Source organism: Kitasatospora sp. NPDC059803, assembly GCF_042732255.1.
Lineage (GTDB): Bacteria > Actinomycetota > Actinomycetes > Streptomycetales > Streptomycetaceae > Kitasatospora.
Window position 1 is genome coordinate 28,351 of sequence record NZ_JBHWIJ010000008.1, and the last position, 19,330, is coordinate 47,680.

17 protein-coding genes and 2 tRNA genes are annotated in these 19,330 nt (G+C 73.0%); 10 read left to right on the top strand and 9 right to left on the bottom strand.

What is annotated here, in order from left to right:
• Positions 1 to 131: 131 nt before the first annotated feature.
• The 4 genes from purD to ACFV6I_RS02495 all read left to right on the top strand — a co-directional run bounded on the left by purD (position 132) and on the right by ACFV6I_RS02495 (position 6,325).
• Positions 132 to 1,379 carry a phosphoribosylamine--glycine ligase gene (purD, locus tag ACFV6I_RS02480; RefSeq protein WP_063348512.1) on the top strand — a complete coding sequence of 416 codons (1,248 nt, stop codon included), beginning with the start codon at positions 132 to 134 and terminating at the stop codon, positions 1,377 to 1,379.
• A gap of 532 nt (positions 1,380 to 1,911) precedes the next feature.
• The gene (locus tag ACFV6I_RS02485; RefSeq protein ID WP_380423330.1) at positions 1,912 to 3,492 is read left to right on the top strand and encodes a hypothetical protein; all 1,581 of its coding nucleotides are present in this window, start codon (positions 1,912 to 1,914) and stop codon (positions 3,490 to 3,492) included.
• Between the two features lie 219 nt (positions 3,493 to 3,711).
• Complete coding sequence (locus ACFV6I_RS02490) at positions 3,712 to 5,352, top strand: N,N-dimethylformamidase beta subunit family domain-containing protein (protein ID WP_380423331.1); 1,641 nt, start codon at positions 3,712 to 3,714, stop codon at positions 5,350 to 5,352.
• Between the two features lie 73 nt (positions 5,353 to 5,425).
• Positions 5,426 to 6,325: a phosphoribosylaminoimidazolesuccinocarboxamide synthase gene (locus ACFV6I_RS02495; RefSeq protein WP_063348514.1), complete on the top strand. Its 900-nt coding sequence runs from the start codon at positions 5,426 to 5,428 to the stop codon at positions 6,323 to 6,325.
• Between the two features lie 51 nt (positions 6,326 to 6,376).
• On the opposite strand, the gene ACFV6I_RS02500 is transcribed toward ACFV6I_RS02495, so the two are convergent.
• The 7 genes from ACFV6I_RS02500 to ACFV6I_RS02530 all read right to left on the bottom strand — a co-directional run bounded on the left by ACFV6I_RS02500 (position 6,377) and on the right by ACFV6I_RS02530 (position 11,006).
• Positions 6,377 to 6,997 (bottom strand): response regulator transcription factor, encoded by a 621-nt coding sequence (locus ACFV6I_RS02500; RefSeq protein WP_350876631.1) that lies wholly within the window; start codon positions 6,995 to 6,997, stop codon positions 6,377 to 6,379.
• 28 nt (positions 6,998 to 7,025) lie between these two features.
• Positions 7,026 to 8,258 (bottom strand): sensor histidine kinase, encoded by a 1,233-nt coding sequence (locus ACFV6I_RS02505; RefSeq protein WP_380369807.1) that lies wholly within the window; start codon positions 8,256 to 8,258, stop codon positions 7,026 to 7,028.
• A gap of 103 nt (positions 8,259 to 8,361) precedes the next feature.
• Positions 8,362 to 9,195, bottom strand: coding sequence for an ABC transporter permease (locus tag ACFV6I_RS02510; RefSeq protein ID WP_063348517.1), 834 nt, complete (start codon positions 9,193 to 9,195; stop codon positions 8,362 to 8,364).
• Entirely contained in the window at positions 9,192 to 10,205 is a 1,014-nt protein-coding gene (locus ACFV6I_RS02515) for an ABC transporter ATP-binding protein (protein ID WP_380339112.1), read from the bottom strand. Before ACFV6I_RS02515 ends, ACFV6I_RS02510 begins: the two co-directional genes overlap by 4 nt.
• 158 nt (positions 10,206 to 10,363) lie before the next feature.
• Positions 10,364 to 10,439 (bottom strand) — tRNA-Gly (locus ACFV6I_RS02520).
• 39 nt (positions 10,440 to 10,478) lie between these two features.
• Positions 10,479 to 10,551, bottom strand: a tRNA-Gly gene (locus ACFV6I_RS02525).
• A 137-nt stretch (positions 10,552 to 10,688) separates the two neighbouring features.
• Positions 10,689 to 11,006 (bottom strand): Lsr2 family protein, encoded by a 318-nt coding sequence (locus ACFV6I_RS02530; protein WP_063348519.1) that lies wholly within the window; start codon positions 11,004 to 11,006, stop codon positions 10,689 to 10,691.
• A gap of 467 nt (positions 11,007 to 11,473) precedes the next feature.
• Between ACFV6I_RS02530 and purS the strand changes: the two genes are divergently transcribed.
• The 4 genes from purS (at position 11,474) to ACFV6I_RS02550 (ending at position 15,574) form a co-directional block, all read left to right on the top strand.
• Positions 11,474 to 11,728: a phosphoribosylformylglycinamidine synthase subunit PurS gene (purS, locus tag ACFV6I_RS02535; protein ID WP_045692676.1), complete on the top strand. Its 255-nt coding sequence runs from the start codon at positions 11,474 to 11,476 to the stop codon at positions 11,726 to 11,728.
• Positions 11,725 to 12,426: a phosphoribosylformylglycinamidine synthase subunit PurQ gene (purQ, locus tag ACFV6I_RS02540; protein ID WP_363579827.1), complete on the top strand. Its 702-nt coding sequence runs from the start codon at positions 11,725 to 11,727 to the stop codon at positions 12,424 to 12,426. Before purS ends, purQ begins: the two co-directional genes overlap by 4 nt.
• A complete protein-coding gene (purL, locus tag ACFV6I_RS02545) occupies positions 12,426 to 14,681 on the top strand; it encodes a phosphoribosylformylglycinamidine synthase subunit PurL (protein ID WP_063348521.1) in 2,256 nt (751 codons plus the stop codon). Before purQ ends, purL begins: the two co-directional genes overlap by 1 nt.
• Before the next feature lie 65 nt (positions 14,682 to 14,746).
• Positions 14,747 to 15,574 (top strand): sterol carrier family protein, encoded by an 828-nt coding sequence (locus tag ACFV6I_RS02550; RefSeq protein ID WP_380423332.1) that lies wholly within the window; start codon positions 14,747 to 14,749, stop codon positions 15,572 to 15,574.
• 19 nt (positions 15,575 to 15,593) lie between these two features.
• Here ACFV6I_RS02550 and ACFV6I_RS02555 read toward each other — a convergent pair whose 3' ends face one another.
• Entirely contained in the window at positions 15,594 to 16,472 is an 879-nt protein-coding gene (locus ACFV6I_RS02555; protein WP_063348523.1) for a DUF3152 domain-containing protein, read from the bottom strand.
• A gap of 122 nt (positions 16,473 to 16,594) precedes the next feature.
• Here ACFV6I_RS02555 and ACFV6I_RS02560 point away from each other — a divergent pair, with 122 nt between their 5' ends.
• On the top strand, positions 16,595 to 17,014 hold the full coding sequence (locus ACFV6I_RS02560) for a DUF3151 domain-containing protein (protein WP_063348524.1): 420 nt from the start codon (positions 16,595 to 16,597) through the stop codon (positions 17,012 to 17,014).
• A gap of 114 nt (positions 17,015 to 17,128) precedes the next feature.
• Here the strand turns inward: ACFV6I_RS02560 and fbaA are convergent, their stop codons facing one another.
• The gene (fbaA, locus tag ACFV6I_RS02565) at positions 17,129 to 18,151 is read right to left on the bottom strand and encodes a class II fructose-bisphosphate aldolase (RefSeq protein ID WP_380423333.1); all 1,023 of its coding nucleotides are present in this window, start codon (positions 18,149 to 18,151) and stop codon (positions 17,129 to 17,131) included.
• A gap of 342 nt (positions 18,152 to 18,493) precedes the next feature.
• Here fbaA and ACFV6I_RS02570 point away from each other — a divergent pair, with 342 nt between their 5' ends.
• Entirely contained in the window at positions 18,494 to 19,213 is a 720-nt protein-coding gene (locus ACFV6I_RS02570) for a DedA family protein (RefSeq protein WP_079135742.1), read from the top strand.
• Positions 19,214 to 19,330 lie beyond the last annotated feature (117 nt).

The window sequence follows — 19,330 nt, forward strand, 5'->3', positions numbered from 1 at the left end:
CACCCGGTGCGCACCGAGCCGGTCCGAGTTGGAGGTTTCTCCGACATCCTCGGCGTACGGACCTCCCCGACTGGAGGATCGGACGGGACCGGAGAGCGGCCGGAACTGGCCACCGACTACCCTTGCCAAGCGTGAAGGTCCTCGTCATCGGCGGCGGCGCCCGCGAACATGCCCTGTGCCGCTCTCTGTCCCAAGATCCCGCTGTCTCCGAGCTGCACTGTGCCCCGGGCAACGCCGGGATCGCGCAGGTGGCGACGGTCCACCCGGTCGACCAGCTGAACGGCGCGCAGGTCGCCGACCTGGCCGTGCGGCTCGGCGCCGCCCTGGTCGTCGTCGGCCCGGAGGCCCCGCTGGTCGCGGGCGTCTCCGACGCCGTGCGCGCGGTCGGCATCCCGGTGTTCGGCCCGTCCGCCGAAGCCGCCCAACTGGAAGGCTCCAAGGCCTTCGCGAAGGACGTGATGGCCGGGGCCGGCGTGCCCACCGCCCGCTCCTACGTCTGCACCACCCCTGCCGAGGCCGCCGAGGCGCTGGACGCCTTCGGCGCGCCGTACGTGGTCAAGGACGACGGCCTGGCCGCCGGCAAGGGCGTGGTGGTCACCTCCGACCGCGCGGCCGCGCTGGAGCACGCCGCCTCCTGCGAGCGCGTGGTCATCGAGGAGTACCTGGACGGCCCCGAGGTGTCGCTGTTCGCGATCACCGACGGCACCACCGTCGTCCCGCTCCAGCCCGCGCAGGACTTCAAGCGCGCGCTGGACGGCGACGAGGGCCCCAACACCGGCGGCATGGGGGCCTACTCGCCGCTGCCGTGGGCGCCCGCCGGGCTGGTCGAGGAGGTCCAGCAGAGCGTCCTGCAGCCGACCGTCGACGAGCTGCGCCGCCGGGGCACCGAGTTCTCCGGCCTGCTGTACGCGGGCCTCGCGCTCACCTCGCGCGGCACCCGGGTGATCGAGTTCAACGCCCGCTTCGGCGACCCGGAGACCCAGGTCGTGCTGGCCCGGCTGCGCACCCCGCTGGCCGCCGTCCTGCTGGCCGCCGCCACCGGCACCCTGGACCAGCTGGAGCCGCTGCGCTGGGACGAGGGCGCGGCCGTCACCGTGGTCGTCGCCTCCGAGGGTTACCCGGCCGCGCCGCGCACCGGTGACCCGATCGAGGGCCTGGCCGAGGCCGAGGCCGACGGCACCGCGTTCGTCCTGCACGCCGGTACCAGGGCCGACGAGGACGGCCGGGTGCTGAGCGCCGGCGGCCGCGTCCTGTCGGTCACCGCGACCGGCGCCGACCTGGTGGAGGCGCGCGACCGCGCGTACGCCGCCGTGGACCGGATCACCCTCAAGGGCGGCCAGCACCGCACCGACATCGCCCTGAAGGCAGCCACCGAGTAGGCCCTGCCCCGCCTCCGCCCGCAGGGCGCCGCGCACCATGGGATTTCCCCCCATGGACGCAGCGCCCTGCGGCGTTTCCGGGGCGGGAGTGACTCCGGGGGCCGGCGCACCGTTCGGCGGTCGGATTCCAGCCCATCGGGTGACAGCACCCGCATCCGGCTGACGTAGCCGGGCGCCCGGCCTTATGGTGCGCTGGATCGCAGTGCGACGTGGCCGTGCGCCGGGGTCGCCGCCGGGTAGCGGTGTTCCCACGGGGGGATGCTGGACGGCGTCCGGCCGGGCGGGTGCCCGGGTGCTTCGCACCGGACCGGTCGTGACCGTCCGGAATCCGGGCGGTGTCACCGGGACGAGTGGAAACCGGGGCGATCCGGAACACCCACCCGGGCCGGTGCGTCGAACATGGCAGAAGCGCCACACAGCATGCACTACCGGGGATCGGACGCCTCCGCTTCCCGGTCGGAACTGATCGTTTCGAGTCGGCTCAGGGCCCGTCGCCGGGCGCCCGAGGGCTCCGAAGGGGGTGCCGCACCGTATGGCCGCAGTCGACACCGCGCGCGCTCACGCCCAGGCGGTCCTGCGGGTCCGAGGTCTCGCCCTGGCCGCCGCCGTCATGCCCGCCGCCGTCGCGGTGGTCCTGCTCGCGGGCCGGTTCACCGGGCGGATCGGCGCACCCGGCTCCTCCGACGCCACCGGGTGGGACGCCGCCCGCTGGGCGGTCTGCGCAGTGGCCGCGCTGACCCTCCTGGTGGCCGGGCTGACCGCCCGCGCCTACCACCGGGCCGTCCCGCCCCGGACCCCGGCCGTCCCGCTGAAACGCGTCGAGGCGCCCGAGCTGTACCGGCTGATCGACGAACTCGCCGACCGGCTGGACGTGCCCGCGCCCTCCGCGGTGGCCCTCACCCCGGACTGCGACAGCTGGCTGGAGGACGTGCCGCAGGCTCGGCGGGCCCGCCCGCTGCGGCCGCACCCCGAGCCGCCCGGCCCGGTCCTGGTGATCGGCTCGCCCTTCCTGTGGTGGATGCGGGCCGGCGAACTGCGCGCCCTGCTCGCCCCCGTGGTGGCCGGCACCGCCGCCTCCGCCGACCCGGAGATCGCCGCCGCCCGCCGCTTCCTGCGCAGCCTGGACGCCAGCCTGGACTCCGGCCATGCCGCCCCCGGCCTCGGCGGCGGCACCCTGGCGGGCCCGCCCCGGCCGGAGCGCCGCGGTCCGGCCGGGCTCGCCGAGCGGATCACCCGCGGGATCACCCGCCGGCTGCTCGGCGCCTGCCGCGGCCACGCCGCCGAGCTGGAGCGCTCCGTCGCGAGCTGGGCCTCCGAGCAGGCCAGGACGGTCGACTACGGCCTGCGGATCGCCGCCCAGGAGCAGGTCGGCCTGGCCTACGCGGGCTGGGACCGGCTGCTCACCCGGGTCGCGCTGCCCGCCTGGCGGCTCGGCCGCCACCCCGCCCATCTCAACGCCGGCGTCGTCTCCGCCCTCACCGAGCTGTCCCGGCGCGACCGCCTGGCCGACGGCTACGGCACCCGGCTCGGCGACCGCCCCGCCTGCGACCTGCTGGAGGAGCCCGGCACCGTCGACCGGGCGGTCTCCCGGCTCGCCGCCGAGCTGTTCTTCGGCAGCCCGGCCGCCGGCGCCTGGCACGAGCTGGAGTGGACCGACTACCCGGCCGACGTGGTGGACGCCGGCTGGCGGGCCCGTGCTGCCGCCCTCCAGACCGCCCTGGACCGGCTCGCCCCGCAGGCCCGCCCCGGCTCCCCGACGCTCACCCGGCTGCTGGTCCGGCTCGCCGAGGGCGAGGGGGAGCAGCTGGCCGCCGCGCTGGCCGCCCAGCTGGCCCGCACCACCGCCCCGGCCCCGCTGCTCGAAACCGCCCGCAGCGGCCGTGACCTGCTGGTCGACCACGTCACCGCGATGGTCTGCTGCGCCGCCGTGGACACCGCGGGCGGCGCGCCCGGCCTGGACTGGCTGGACGGTCCGGTGCTGCTGCTGGGCGGGATCCGCCGTACCGACCTGGCCGGGCCGGTCGCCCAGGCCGTCGAGCAGGGCCAGGACGGCCCGCTGCGGGCCTGGCTGGACGCCGCCGACGTCCGTCTGGAGAAACCCGTCCGGTTGTGAGCCGGACAGGCGGCGCTCGGCGCTCCGGCGCGCGCCCCCAAACCGACCGGCGGGCGGCCGTCTTCGCAGGCCGGAGGCCCGGCCGGGGGAGGGCGTGAGATTCCCGGCACCAATTGCGACCACAGGGTGACGGAGCGCCAGCACTCTGTGGTGTATTAGACCGCACGCACATCCGGGGGGCACGTGCCAACCGGGCGGAAGTGCACCTGGGAGGGGCGCGTGGGCACGGAACTCAACCGCCGCTGGGAGTCCGGAACGCACGCTTACAGCGTCTCCGACCCCTTCGGCCAGGGCCCGCTGCCCTGGCTGCGCAGCCCGGACCAGTACCTGGCCGGCGCCGAGGGCGCCGTCCCCTGGTACGTCTCGGTGAACGCGCCCGGCCAGCGGCCGCTGGCGGTCGGCGCCCGGCCCAAGCCGCCGGTCGGCACCCCGCAGAGCGCCAACGACGTGGACCAGCAGATCAAGGGCTTCGCCTCGGCCGGGGTGATCCGCCCCGGCGGTTCGGTGGACTTCCGGGTCACCGTCAACCCGCCCCGCGAGTTCACCGTGGACGTCTGGCGGATCGGCCACTACGGCGGCGACGGCGCCCGCCACATGACGTCCAGCCCGCTGATCGCCGGGCTGGCCCAGCCCGCCCCGCTGGTGGTCGAGCGGACGGTCTCCTGCCACCACTGGTGGCACTCCTGGCGGTTGCAGATCCCGGTGCACTGGAAGCCCGGCGCGTACGTCGCCGTGCTGACCACCGCGGACATGCTGCACCGCAGCCACATCCCGTTCACCGTCCGGGACTTCGAGGACCGGGAGCACGCCGCCGAGCTGCTCCTGGTGGTCCCGGACGTGACCTGGCAGGCCTACAACCTGTTCCCCGAGGACGGCCGCAGCGGCGCCAGCCTCTACCACGCCTGGGATGGTCTGGGCGGCCTGGTCGGCGAGCCGGAGGCGGCCGTCACGGTCTCCTTCGACCGCCCGCACGCCACCGCCGGGCTGCCGCTGCACGTCGGCCACGCCTACGACTTCATCCGCTGGGCCGAGCGCTACGGCTACGACCTCTCCTACGCCACCGCCACCGACCTGCACGCGGGCCTGGTCGACCCGGGGCGGCACCGGGCGCTGATCTTCCCGGGCCACGACGAGTACTGGTCCGAGCCGATGCGCCGGGCCGTCGAGCAGGCCAGGGACGACGGCACCTCGCTGGTGTTCCTGTCCGCCAACACCATGTACTGGCGGGTCGAGCTGACCGCCGCCGCCTCCGGCGAACCCAACCGGCTACTCAACTGCCGCAAGCGGCAGAAGGTCCAGCCGGGCAGCCCGGCCGTCGGGGTGCCCGGTTCGGCCAGCGCGCTGTGGCGGGACGCCGGCGAGCCCGAGCAGCAGGTGCTCGGCCTGCAGTACTCGGGCCGGGTCGCCGCGCCCGTCCCGCTGATCGCCCGGCACACCGCGCACTGGCTCTGGGACGGTACGGGCCTGCAGGAGGGCGACGAACTGCCCGGCCTGGTCGCCGGCGAGGCCGACCGCTACTACCCCAAGGTGGCGCTGCCCGAGCACACCGAGCGGGTGCTGCTCGCGCACTCGCCGTACCAGGACCTCGGCGGCCGCACCCGCTACCAGGAGACCTCGCTGTACCGGGCGCCCAGCGGCGCGTACGTGTTCGCGGCCGGCACCTTCGCCTGGTCGCCCGCGCTGGGCCGCCCCGGCCTCACCGACGAGCGGATCCAGCGGGCCACCGCGAACCTGCTCGACCGCCTCGGCAAGAACGAGCCCGCCCCCGGCAAGAACGGTGCCGCCCCCGGCAAGAACGGTGCCGCCCTCGGCCGGAGCGGGGCCGCCCTCGGCCAGAAACGGGGTCTCGGGGGTTCGTGAAAGACTGCGGGGGCAGTGACCTCCCCTTTCGCGCGCCCCACGCCCGCGAACGACCCCTGAGGACTGAGACACCTTGAGCGGATTTGTCACCAAGCCCGAGCCGGTCCAGGTGCCCGGCCTGGTCCACCTGCACACCGGCAAGGTGCGCGACCTCTACCGGACCGAGTCGGGCGAGCTGGTCATGGTCGCCAGCGACCGGATGTCCGCCCACGACTGGGTGCTGCCGAACGAGATCCCCGACAAGGGTCGCGTCCTCACCCAGCTGTCCCTGTGGTGGTTCGAGCGGATCGCCGACATCGTCCCCAACCACGTGATCTCCACCGAGGTCCCGTCCGGCGCCCCCGCCGACTGGAAGGGCCGCACGCTGATCTGCCGCAGCCTGGACATGGTCCCGGTCGAGGCGGTCGCCCGCGGCTACCTGGCCGGCTCCGGCCTGGCCGAGTACCAGGAGAACCGCACGGTCTGCGGCATCGCCCTGCCGGAGGGCCTGGAGAACAGCTCCGAGCTGCCCGCCCCGATCTACACCCCGGCGCTCAAGGCCGAGGTCGGCGAGCACGACGAGAACGTCTCCTACGAGGAGACCGCCCGCCGGATCGGCGCCGACCTGGCCGCCCAGCTGCGCCGCACCACCCTGGACGTCTACGGCCGGGCCCGGGACATCGCCCGCGACCGCGGCATCATCCTGGCCGACACCAAGTTCGAGTTCGGCCTGCTGGACGGCGAGCTGCTGATCGGCGACGAGGTGCTCACCCCGGACTCCTCCCGGTACTGGCCGGCCGACGAGTGGCAGCCCGGCCGCTCGCAGCCGTCCTTCGACAAGCAGCTGATCCGCGACTGGCTGGTCTCCCCGGCCTCCGGCTGGGACCGCTACAGCGAGCAGCCGCCGCCGGAGCTGCCGGCCGAGCTGGTCGAGCAGACCCGCGCCAAGTACATCGAGGTGTACGAGCGGCTGACCGGCACCGCCTGGGCCTGACGCCCGGCCGCCCGCGAGCCGGTGCCCGGTCCTGGACCGATCTGGATCGGCCTAGATCCAGCCGTGCTCGCGGGCGATCCGCACCGCCGCGTGCCGGTTCTCGGCGCCCAGCTTCCCGGCCGCCGAGGACAGGTAGTTGCGGACGGTGCCGGGGGACAGTGCCGCCCGTTCGGCGATCTCGGTGATCGAGGTGCCGTCGGCGGCCAGTTCCAGGACGTCCGTCTCGCGCGGGGTGAGCGGGGTCTCGCCCGCGCTGATCGCGTCCGCGGCCAGCTCCGGGTCCACGTACCGGCCGCCGGCCCGGACGGTCCGGATGATGCCGGCCAGGTCGGCCGCCGAGACGGTCTTCGGCAGGAAGCCGCGCACCCCGACCTCCAGCGCCCGCTTGAGGTAGCCGGGGCGGCCGTGGCCGGTGACGATCATGCAGCGGCAGTCCGGCAGCAGCCGGCGCAGTTCGGTGGCCACCTCGATGCCGTCCTTGCCGGGCATCTGGAGGTCCAGCACCGCGACGTCCGGGCGGTGGGCCTGCGCCATCGCCAGCGCCTCCGGCCCGGAGCCGGCCTCGGCGACCACGGTGATGTCCTCCTCCAGGGAGAGCAGCGCGGCCAGCGCGCCCCGGATCAGGTGCTCGTCGTCGGCGAGCAGGACACGCACGGGTGCGGGGTCGGTCATCGGGCGGTCCTCCGTCGGTGGGTGCGGGTCAGAGCGGTACGGCGGCGAGCATCCGGAAGGTGCCCTGGGCGGTCTCGGGGATGGTCAGTTCGCCGTCGTGGGCGGCCAGCCGTTCGCGCAGGCCGCGCAGTCCGGTGCCGCCGCCCTGCGAGGGGAGCGGGACGGCGGGCACCCCGTCATTCTCCAGCTCCAGGACGGCGCGGCCGTCCTGGAGGTCCAGCCGGATCAGGCAGTGGGCGGCCTCGCTGTGCCGCAGCACGTTGGTGGTGGCCTCGCGGATCACCCAGCCGAGCACCGACTGGATCGGCGGCGGCAGTTGGTCGGCGTTCTCGCCGAGGTCGATCTCGCAGGCGACGTCGGCGCTGCGGAGCACCGCGCGGGCGCCGATCGCCTCGGCGTGCAGGTCGGCGGTGCGGTAGCCGCGGATGACGTCCCGGACCTCGCGCTGCGACTCCTGGGCGATCCGTTGCACCTCGGCCATCTGGTCGGCGGCCTCCGGGCGCCCGCGGCGGGCGAACTGGACGGCGAGTTCGCTCTTGAGCGCGATGGTGGTGAGGTTGCGGCCCATCACGTCGTGCAGGTCGCGGGAGAACCGCAGCCGCTCCTCGGCGACGGCCAGCCGGGACTGGGCCTCGCGGGCGGTCTCCAGTTCCCAGATGATCGCGGTCACCCAGGCGAAGCTGCGGCAGGTGCCGACGAGGGCGGTCAGGCTGATCGCCGCCCCGACCGCCAGTCCGGCCGTGGTGGCTGGGCTCACCCCGGTCAGCAGCATCGCCGGGGCGGTCAGCAGGATCAGGCCGAGTCCGGCGGGGAAGACCTGGCGCAGGGGCAGGCCCACGCTGATCGGACCGATGGCGGCGCACAGCATGGCGATGGCGATCGCCGCGGTGAACGGAGTCCCTCCGGGCTGCCCGGATTCGGCGGCGGACGGGCCCAGCAGCAGGACGGCCCAGGAACCGGCGACCGAGAGCGCGCTGTTGACGATCAGCCAGCGCAGGTGCTCGGTGGGGCGGTGCAGGTAGTGGTCGAGCGAGGTGCGGAACGCCCGGAGGCAGAGCAGGGTGGACGCGAGCGAGACGACCAGGGTGACCCGGACGGCGCCGACCGACCGGTCGAGGTTCGCGACGGAGGAGGCGCTGAGCACCAGGTTCACCGGAACGATGCACCAGGCCACCATGTAGAGCGACCAGCGGAAGTACAGCTCGGCGCGTTGGGGCTTGCCGAAGCCCTTCCATCTGCGAACCGGCCCCTGGACGGCCATCGAATCGCTCCCCGTATCGATCAAGATCGTGTCGCTACCTTCATATCAGAGGCGGAACGGGGGTCTGACCTTCGCACTTCCAGAGAGGGTGCCCGCCGGGGCGTCAGCGGCGCGACTCCCAGCGGAAGTAGCGCACCGCGCCCCAGACCGCCAGGCCGAGCCAGACGGCGCCGGTCACCAGGTGCGGGGCGGCGGTGGACCAGGTGCCGGCGAAGCCGGTGGCGGCGGCCGAGCCGTCGCTGCCGGTCCAGCCGATCCGGATCAGCTGGAAGGCCGGGGTGGTGGGCAGCAGGCGGCAGAAGTCGGCCAGCCCGGGGGGCATGATCTCCAGCGGGATGAGCAGGCCGGAGCCGAACTGGGAGACCAGCAGCACCGGGAGGGTGGTGATGCCGGCGGTCTCGACGGTCTTGGTGAAGGCGCTGGAGATGGCGGCCAGTGCGATGAAGACGGCGATGCTCAGGACCAGCCCGACGGCCAGCAGCAGCGGGTTCACCGGCGTGCTGAGCTTGAGGAGGGCGGCTGCGCCGACGCCGACCACGGCGCACATCATCAGGGCGAGGCTCACCGAGGGCACCGCCGTGCCGGCCAGGATCTCGATGTCCCGGGCCTCGCCGGTGCGCAGCCGCTTGAGCACCAGCTCGTTGCGGCGGGCGACGTACGCGGCGGTCAGGTTGTAGTAGACGACGAAGGCGAGGATGCCGCCGATGGTGCCGGTGATCAGCAGCGTGTCGACGTCCAGTCCGGGGTGGGACTCGGCCTGCTGCTTGAGCATGTTGCGCCGGCCTGCGATCAGCAGCAGCGGCAGCAGCAGCGCGGTGAACAGGGCGGCCCGGTTGCGCAGCAGCAGGGTGGCCTCGGCGCGGCCGAGGGAGAGCAGTCGGCGGGCGGTGGTGCTCTGCGGGCCGGCGGCGGTCTTGGCGGCGGTGGCGGTGGTCATCGGGCGGATCCGATCAGGCGGCGGCGGGCGGTGCGGGCGGTGGGGGCGGCGGGCGACTGGGGCGGGGCCTGGTGGGCGGCCTCGGAGGCGATGGCGAGGAAGGCCTCCTCCAGCGAGGCGCTGCGGGCGTCCAGGGAGCCGAGCGCGATCCCGTGCTGCTGGGCCCAGCCGAGCAGTTCGAAGAGGGTGCGCTGGAGGCCGCCGGTCTGCACGGTGACCTTGCGGCCGTCGACGGCGATCTCGGCCCCGGCGAGGACCGGCAGCGCGGTCCCGGTGAACTCGGGGAGGTCGAAGCTGATCCGGGAGGGCCGGCCGGCGATCACCTCGGCGACGGTGCCGGTGGTGACGACCCGGCCGCCGTGCATGATGGCCAGCCGGTCGGCGAGCTCCTCGGCCTCCTCCAGGTAGTGCGTGGTGAGCAGCACGGTGGTGCCCTGGGCGCGCAGTTCGCGGACCAGCCGCCAGACGGCGGCGCGCGCCTCGGGGTCGAGGCCGGTGCTGGGCTCGTCCAGGAAGAGCACCTCGGGGCGGCCGAGCAGGGCCATTGCGAGGTCGAGCCGGCGCCGCTCGCCGCCGGACAGCTGCTTGACGCGGACGTCACGGCGGTGGCCGAGGCCGACCAGCTCCAGGGCCTCGTCGACCGGGCGGGCGCCGCTGGTCATGCCGGCCCAGCTGCGGCCGGTCTCGGCGATGGTGAGGTCGCCGGGGAAGCCGCCCTCCTGGAGCATGATGCCGATCCGCGGGCGGACGGCGGCGCGCTCCCGGTGGGGGTCGTGGCCGAGCACCCGGACGGTGCCGCCGGACGGGGCGGCCAGGCCCTCGATGAGCTCCATGGCGGAGGTCTTGCCCGCCCCGTTGGTGCCGAGCAGGGCGAACAGCTCACCGCGGCCGACGGTCAGGTCGATGCCTCGGACGGCGTGGTAGCCGGTGGTGCCGGTGCCGTAGTGGCGGTGCAGGTCGGTGACCTCGATCACGCTGTCGCCGGGGCGCAGGGGCTGGCTCGTTTCCATGGCTCAAGCCTTCCGCCTCCCCGGTCGGGCGGGCAGTGCGCGCCGTCATGAGCCGGCGGTGGAGATCCACGGGTCGGCGATGACAAATGTCATGGGCCCGGGATCAAGGTGGCGCGGGAATGCCGAAAGGCCCCCTCGATCGAGGGGGCCTTTCGTTCTGGAGCGGACGACGAGATTCGAACTCGCGACCCTCACCTTGGCAAGGTGATGCTCTACCAACTGAGCCACGTCCGCAGGTCTAACTATGGAGTTGTGCTGTGCTCGCACACTGCGAGCGGACGACGAGATTCGAACTCGCGACCCTCACCTTGGCAAGGTGATGCTCTACCAACTGAGCCACGTCCGCATGGTGCCTGGTGGGGCACCCGCCGCCTCTTCGGATCTCTCCGTTGCGGCGACGAGGATTACTCTACAGCATCGTTCGGGGTGGTCGCCCCACCCTTTCGGTCCAGGCGGGCGGGGCGACCGGGGTGCCCGGGGCGGTCAGTTCGCCTCGGCGAACTGCTCGTACACGTGCTTGGGGATGCGTCCGCGGGCCGGCAGCTCCATGCCGCGCGACAGGGCCCAGGCGCGCACCGCGGCCGGGTCCGGGGTGAGCGCGGTGCGGCGGAAGGACTTTCCGGTGCGGCTCTGGCGGCGGCCGGCCGCGACGAACGGAGCGAGGGCCTCCCGCAGCTTTTCCGCGTTGTCCACGGACAGGTCGATCTCGTACGACTTCCCGTCGACGCCGAAGTGGACGGTTTCCGCCGCGGCGCCGCCGTCCAGGTCGTCGGAGAGCGTGACAACTACACGCTGAGCCATGGGTGTCAATCCTCTCGGGCAATTCGGCCGCCGGTCCGCGGGGTGCGTCCGGGGGCCTGATGTGCACCACTCGCGCAAGCGCATACGGGCAGGCCTGGTGGCCCGCCGGATACGCAGCACTTGCCGCGACAGGTGGCCCTATTCTGCACCCGAAGGGGGTCGAAATCGAAGAGTCCGGCATTCTTTTCCGGATATTCACGTGTCTTCGCCGGAGTGCCGGATACCGGAGTGCGGGACGGGTCGATCTGTCCCGGAGTGCCGTATTCGGGTGTTCTTCGGGTGTTCTCGTTCCGGGGGCCGAATCCGTGGAAACCGCGCGGCCCGGCCGGGGGTTCACGGGCGCGGATCCCTTGCCGCGTAAGGGTCTCGGGTCTACGCGCGTCGCCTGCCCCGGCCAGCAATCCCGCCCGAAACCCCCGGTAGTCTGGAGTTCCCCCGCCTCACCGAAGACACCACCGGGAGTGCCAGTGGCACGCGTCGTAGTCGACGTCATGCTCAAGCCGGAGATCCTCGACCCCCAGGGCCAGGCGGTGCAGCGTGCACTGCCCCGTCTCGGATTCACCGGGATCGCCGACGTCCGCCAGGGCAAGCGTTTCGAGCTGGAAGTGGAGGGCCCGGTCGACGACGCCGCGCTCGCCCGTATCCGCGAAGCCGCCGAGACCTTTCTCGCCAACACCGTGATCGAGGACTTCACCGTCCGCGTCGAGGAGGCGGCGAAGTGACCACCCGCGTTGGCGTCGTCACTTTCCCCGGCTCCCTCGACGACCGTGACGCCCAGCGCGCGGTCCGCCTGGCCGGCGCCGAGCCGGTCGCGCTCTGGCACCGTGACAAGGATCTCCACCAGGTCGACGCCGTCGTCCTGCCGGGCGGATTCAGTTACGGCGACTATCTGCGCTGCGGCGCGATCTCCCGCTTCTCGCCCGTGATGGACACCGTCATCGAGCAGGCGAAGCTGGGAATGCCGGTCCTCGGTATCTGCAACGGCTTCCAGGTGCTCTGCGAATCGCACCTGCTGCCCGGCGCGCTCACCCGCAACGACTCGCTGCACTTCGTCTGCCGCGACCAGAAGCTGCGCATCGAGAACACCGGTACCGCCTGGACCCGGGATTACTCGGCGGGCCAGGAAATCGTCGTTCCGCTGAAGAACGGCGAGGGCCGGTTCGTCGCCGAGGAGCGCGTCCTGGACCAACTGGAGGCGGAGGGCCGGGTGGTGGCCCGTTACGTGGCCCGCGGCGATGCCGCTGACGGATGCGGTAACCCGAACGGTTCGTACCGCGACATCGCCGGCATCACCAACGCCGCCGGCAATGTCGTCGGCCTGATGCCGCACCCGGAGCACGCCGTGGAGCCGCTCACCGGTCCGACCGTCGAGGGCCTGGGCTTCTTCACTTCCGTCCTGAAGCAGCTGGTGAACGCCTGATGAGCCTCGACACCGTCAAGAACGCCGAGCAGACCCCGGACGTCGCCCAGCCCTGGGCCGAACTCGGCCTCAAGGAGGACGAGTACACGCGCATCCGCGAGATTCTCGGCCGCCGCCCGACCGGCGCCGAACTCGCGATGTACTCGGTCATGTGGTCGGAGCACTGTTCGTACAAGAGCAGCAAGGTCCACCTGAAGCAGTTCGGCGACAAGAAGCCCGACTCGGACGCGATGCTCGTCGGCATCGGCGAGAACGCCGGTGTGGTCGACGTCGGCCAGGGCTACGCCGTGACCTTCAAGGTCGAGTCGCACAACCACCCGTCGTACATCGAGCCCTACCAGGGCGCGGCCACCGGCATCGGCGGCATCGTGCGCGACATCCTCGCGATGGGCGCCCGCCCGGTCGCCGTGATGGACCCGCTGCGGTTCGGTGCGGCCGACCACCCGGACACCCGGCGCGTGCTGCCCGGGATCGTCGCGGGCATCGGCGGCTACGGCAACTGCCTGGGCCTGCCGAACATCGGCGGCGAGGTCGTCTTCGACTCCTGCTACCAGGGCAACCCGCTGGTCAACGCGCTGTGCGTGGGCGTCATGAAGCACGAGGACATCCACCTCGCGCAGGCCTCCGGCGCCGGCAACAAGGTCATCCTGTACGGAGCCCGCACCGGCGGCGACGGCATCGGCGGCGTCTCCGTGCTCGCCTCCGAGACCTTCGACGACAGCAAGCCGACCAAGCGTCCGGCCGTCCAGGTCGGCGACCCGTTCCAGGAGAAGCTCCTGATCGAGTGCACCCTGGAGATCTTCCGGGAGAAGCTCGTCAAGGGCATCCAGGACCTGGGCGGCGCCGGCCTGTCCTGCGCGACCTCGGAGCTGGCGAGCGCCGGCTCCGGCGGCATGCGGGTCGAGCTGGACACCGTGCCGCTGCGCGACAACACGCTCTCGCCCGAGGAGATCCTCATGAGCGAGTCGCAGGAGCGCATGTGCGCCATCGTCGAGCCCGGCAAGGTCGACCGCTTCCTGGAGATCTGCGAGAAGTGGGACGTCATCGCCACCGTCATCGGTGAGGTGACCGACGGCGAGCGCCTGGAGATCTTCTGGCACGGCGAACTCGTCGTCGACGTGCCGCCGCGCACCGTCGCCCACGAGGGCCCGACCTACCAGCGCCCGTACGCCCGCCCGAGCTGGCAGGACGCGCTGCAGGCCGACGCCCCCACCGGCGAGCGGCTGGCCCGCCCGACCACCGGCGAGGGCCTCAAGGCCGACCTGCTGAAGGTCGCCGGCTCCCCGAACCAGGCCTCCAAGTCCTGGATCACCGACCAGTACGACCGCTACGTGCTCGGCAACACCGTGCTCTCGGTCGGCGAGGACTCGGGCATGATCCGGATCGACGAGGAGACCAACCTCGGCGTCTCGGTCGCCACCGACGGCAACGGCCGCTACACCAAGCTGGACCCGTACACCGGCGCCCAGCTGGCCCTCGCCGAGGCCTACCGCAACGTCGCGGCCGGCGGCGCCAAGCCGCTCGCGATCTCCGACTGCCTCAACTTCGGCTCCCCCGAGGACCCGGACGTGATGTGGCAGTTCGCCGAGGCCACCCGCGGCCTGGCCGACGCCTGCCTGGTGCTCGGCACCCCGGTCACCGGCGGCAACGTCTCGCTGTACAACCAGACCGGCGAGGTCGCCATCCACCCGACCCCGGTGGTCGCGGTGCTCGGCGTCATCGACGACGTCACCCGGCGCACCCCGGCCGCCTTCGCCGAGGAGGGGCAGCTGCTCTACCTGCTCGGCGACACCGCGGACGAGCTCGGCGGCTCGGCCTGGTCGCAGGTGGTCCACGACCACCTGGGCGGTCTGCCGCCCAAGGTCGACCTGGAGCGCGAGCGGCTGCTCGGCGACATCCTGATCGCCGCCTCGCGCGACGGCATGATCGACGCCGCGCACGACCTCTCCGACGGCGGCCTCGGTCAGGCGCTCGTGGAGAGCTGCCTCAAGGGCGGCCACGGCGCGCGGATCATCGTGCCCGAGGGCGCGGACCCGTTCGTGTTCCTGTTCTCCGAGTCGGCCGGCCGCGCCGTCGTGGCGGTGCCGCGCAGCGAGGAGCTCCGGTTCAACGACATGTGCACCGCGCGCGGCCTGCCGGCCACCCGCATCGGTGTCGTGGACGGCGAATCCCTGGACGTCCAGGGCCAGTTCACCGTCTCGCTGGCCGAGCTGAAGGACGCCCACACCGGCGTCATCGAGGCTCTGCTCGCCTGACCCGCACGGTTCGAGGGGCGGACGGTCCGACGGGGCCGTCCGCCCTTCGGCGTATGTTGGGGGCCATGCCCCCCAAGCCCCGTACCTACCAGCCGCAGAAGGTGCGCATCGCGCTCGCGGCGCAGACCGGCGCGCTGCGCGACGCCGTCCGGCAGCTCTGTGAACGCCCGGACGCCGAGCAGTGGTTGGCCCGGCCGACCAGGCTGGGGGAGTGGACGGTCCGCGAGCTGATCGCGCACCTCGCCGTCCAGCTCGCCTTCGTCCCCGAGCACCTCGACGATCCGCTGGAGGGGCGGGCGCCGTTGGACCTGCCGGGGTGGGTGGCCGCGGTCGGCACGGTCGCGCCGCTGCTCGACGAGCAGGCCCGGGCGAGGGCCGCCGGCGACTTCGGCGGGGACGCGGCCTCGGTGGCGCAGGCCTTCACCCGGGCGGCGGACGCGCTGACCGGCCTGCTGGACCGGCCCGAAGCCGCCGACCCGGTACGGCGGTTCGAGATCCGGCTCGGCTCGATGACACTCGCCGACATGCTGGTGACCAGGCTGGTGGAGGCCGTCGTGCACGCCGACGACCTGGCCGCCGCGCTCGGCCTCGACGGCTTCCCGCACGACCGCCAGGCCGTCGCCGCCGTCACCCGGCTGCTGGCCGACGCCTTCGCCGACCGCACGCCGGGCGGCGCGGTCGAGCTGCGGATCCCGCCGTACGCCGTCGTGCAGGCCGTCGAGGGCCCCCGGCACACCCGGGGCACCCCGCCGAACGTGGTCGAGACCGACCCGCTGACCTGGATCCGGCTGGCCACCGGCCGGGCCGACTGGGCGGCCGCGGTGGACGCGGCGGCGGTCTCCGCCTCCGGCGAGCGCAGCGACCTGCGGGAGTACCTGCCGGTGCTCGGGTAGCCGCGCTTCAGGGGGCGTCCTACGGCACCGACGGCCCGCTGAGGTAGGTGCCGTTCTCCGAGTACGGCCAGGCGTTCGGCTCGCAGCCCTTGAGCCCGTAGATCTGCTGCATCATCGCGGGCGCCGGCTTGCCCGGGCCGGGGCAGGTCTCGTGCCCGTGGCCTATCCGGTGGCCGACCTCGTGGTTGATGATCAGCGCCCGGTACTCGTCGAGCGGGCCGCTGAACTGCGGTGAACCGGTGTTCCAGCGCTTGGAGTTGACGAGCACCTGGTTGCCGACGTTGCAGTTCACCTCGCCGTGGGTGTCCAGGCCGGAGGCGCCGCAGATCCGGTCCACGGTGGCCGGCGAGGCGATCTTCACGGTGAAGTCGTACCCGCCGCCGGCGACCAGCTGGAAGCCGTTCTTGCGGTCGTTGGTCCAGCCGCGCTTGTCGCCGAGGAAGCCGTGGATCTGGGCGGCGGCGGAGGCGGCGTCGATGCCTATGCCGTCCTCGACCTCCACCCGGTAGCGGCGCACGGTGCCGCGTCCGACCGGCTGGGCGGTGGCGGCGGCGATGCTGAAGGTGCCCGCGCCCTTGGCCGGGCCGGGGTCGGGCGTGGTGGGGGCGGGCGGCGAGGGCGGGGCGGGGGGCTCGCTCGGGGTGTCGGTCGGCGTCGGGGTCGGTGTCGGGCCGGCGGGCGAGGGGGCCTGTTCGGTCGGCGGGGCGATCCGCGCCTGGGCGGTCGGCCCGCCGTCGGGCGCGTCCAAGGAGCGGGTCAGCACGGCCGCTGTACCGCCCAGCACCGCCACCGCCGTGACCAGCGCCGCGAGCATGCCGGGCCCGAGCCGGCGCGGCGGCCGGCGGCGTCGTCGGCCGCGGGCACTGCTGCTCCTGGCGGCGGATCTGGCTGCGGGCATGATCGACACCCTGACATGGCGAACGGGTGAATGTCCACATACCGGGTATGCAGGCGTCCGGCCGCCGCCGCCGATCCCGGGACGGCGGTTGACCCTGGCGTCTCGGGTGGCAGACTGCCTGCATGGCGATTCACCGGAATCTTCTCGACGGCCCCGACCCGACCCTTCTCCCGGAGGACGAGCAGCCCTACCGCATGCTGGCGGAGGAATCGGCCTCACCCACCCAGGTGGCCGCCGACTTCCCGACCTTCTGCCTCGCCTGGGCGATGCTCGCCGACGACGCCTACGCGGCCGGCCGCTACGTCGAGTCCTACGCCTACGCCCGGACCGGCTACCACCGCGGCCTGGACGCACTGCGCCGCAACGGCTGGAAGGGCCACGGCCCCGTGCCGTGGGAGCACCGCGGCAACCGCGGCTTCCTGCGCTGCCTGGCCGGGCTCGCACGGGCGGCCGGCGCGATCAAGGACACCGAGGAGGAGGCCCGCTGCTGGCAGTTCCTGAAGGACAGCAGCGCGGAGGCGTACGCGGAGCTGAAGCAGTAGACCCGCACGGCTGCTGAGGCAGCGGACCCACAACACAGGTGCGCCCCCCGGTGAAGTCCACCGGGGGGCGCATCCGCGTTCACACGGTGGCCGGGCTCAGCCCGGCCACCGGGCTCACTTCAGGCGGTTGCCGGCCGAGCGCAGCTGCTGCGCGGCCTCCAGCACGCGGGCGGCCATGCCCGCCTCGGCGAGCTTGCCCCAGGTGCGCGGGTCGTAGGTGTTCTTCTTGCCGACCTCGCCGTCGACCTTCAGCACGCCGTCGTAGTTGCGGAACATGTGGTCCACGACCGGGCGGGTGAAGGCGTACTGGGTGTCGGTGTCCAGGTTCATCTTCACGACGCCGTTCTCCAGCGCGGTGGCGATCTCCGCCGCGGTCGAGCCCGAACCGCCGTGGAAGACGAAGTCGAACGGGTCGGTCTTGCCGTACTGCTTGCCGATCGCGTCCTGCAGCTCGCGCAGCAGCTCCGGCTTCAGCACGACGTTGCCCGGCTTGTAGACGCCGTGCACGTTGCCGAACGAGGCGGCCAGCAGGTAGCGGCCCTTCTCGCCCAGGCCCAGCGCCTCGGCGGTGCGCACGGCGTCGTTGACGGTGGTGTACAGCTCGTCGTTGATCTCGTGCGTGACGCCGTCCTCCTCGCCGCCGGTCGGGGTGATCTCGACCTCAAGGATGATCTTGGCGGCGGCGGCCTGGGCCAGCAGCTCCTGGGCGATCGCCAGGTTGTCGGCGAGGGTCTCGGCCGAGCCGTCCCACATGTGCGACTGGAACAGCGGGTTCCGGCCCTTGGCCACGCGCTCGGCGGAGACCGCCAGCAGCGGGCGGACGTAGCCGTCCAGCTTGTCCTTCGGGCAGTGGTCGGTGTGCAGCGCGACGGTGATGTCGTACTTGGCGGCGACGATGTGCGCGAACTCGGCCAGCGCCACGGCGCCGGTCACCATGTCCTTGTTGTGCTGGCCGCCCAGGAACTCCGCGCCACCGGTCGAGATCTGGATGATGCCGTCGCTCTCGGCCTCGGCGAAACCACGCAGTGCGGCGTGCAGGGTCTGCGACGAGGTGACGTTGATGGCCGGGTAGGCGAACTTGCCCGCCTTGGCCCGGTCCAGCATCTCGTTGTAGACCTCGGGAGTTGCGATGGGCATGCGATCCGCTCCTGTCGGGTTGCGGCGTACGGACGGTGCTGTCCGACGCTGTGTACGCCTTCGGTACGACTCCGTGCCGGCCGCCGACGCGCGGCGCTGCGGTGTGGCTCTCCGGCACCAAGGTTCGAGCGACCTCCGCGGTACGGCAATGAGGGTGGTGTGCCGCTGCGGACCGGACGCCCGTGCCATCCTCCCAGACTCGTGCCCGCAGGTCAGCAGGAGCCCGCCAGTCGGACCGTCGCCGGCGACGACGCGGACGGCCCGCTCCTACGACGTTCGGCGGACACCGGATACACCTGCCGGGCGAAGCCTCCGGACAGAACGGCCAGCTATCCTGCGGCCGTGGACTACAACCAGCTGGCCGTCAACCTTCTCGACGCCAAATCACTGATCTCGTCCGTCGGCGCCATCGGGCTGATCGCGATCATCTTCGCGGAGACCGGCCTGCTGGTCGGCTTCTTCTTCCCGGGTGACTCACTGCTGATCATCGCCGGCGTCGCGGCGTCGAACGCCGCCTCGTCGGTGCTCGGCGACGGCGCCAAGCTGCCGATCGCCGTCCTGCTCGTCGGCGCCCCGGTGGCCGCGGTCGCGGGGGCCCAGCTCGGGCACCTGATCGGGGTCAAGGTCGGGCCGAAGATGTTCGACAAGCCCGAGTCGAAGATCTTCCGCCGCGAGTACGTGATGAAGGCGGAGGAGTACTTCAACAAGTTCGGGCCCGGCAAGGCCGTGGTGCTGGCCCGCTTCATGCCGATCGTCCGGACCTTCCTCAACCCGGTCGCGGGCACCCTGGAGATGCCCGCCCGGACGTTCTTCCTGTGGAACGTCGTCGGCGGCGTGCTCTGGACCGAGTCCATGCTGCTGATCGGCTACTTCTTCGGCGACGCGCTCGCCCCGGTGATCGACAAGTACCTGATCCCGGCGGTGCTGCTGATCGTCCTGCTCTCGATCTCGCCGATCCTGATCGAGGTCCTGCGCGAGCGCAAGAAGCGGAAGGCCGGCGGCGCCGTGGAGAGCACCGAGGCCGACGCCGTGCAGAGCGGCGGCCGCCACCGGCGCGGCTGAGCACCGGGGCTTCGCGCAGTGCACGCGAAGGGGGGCGGGGCGCCGGGGCCGAGGCGCGGGACACACCCCCCCCCGCCCCCCGGGGGGGGGGGGGGGCGCGGGGGGCCGGCGCGGCGC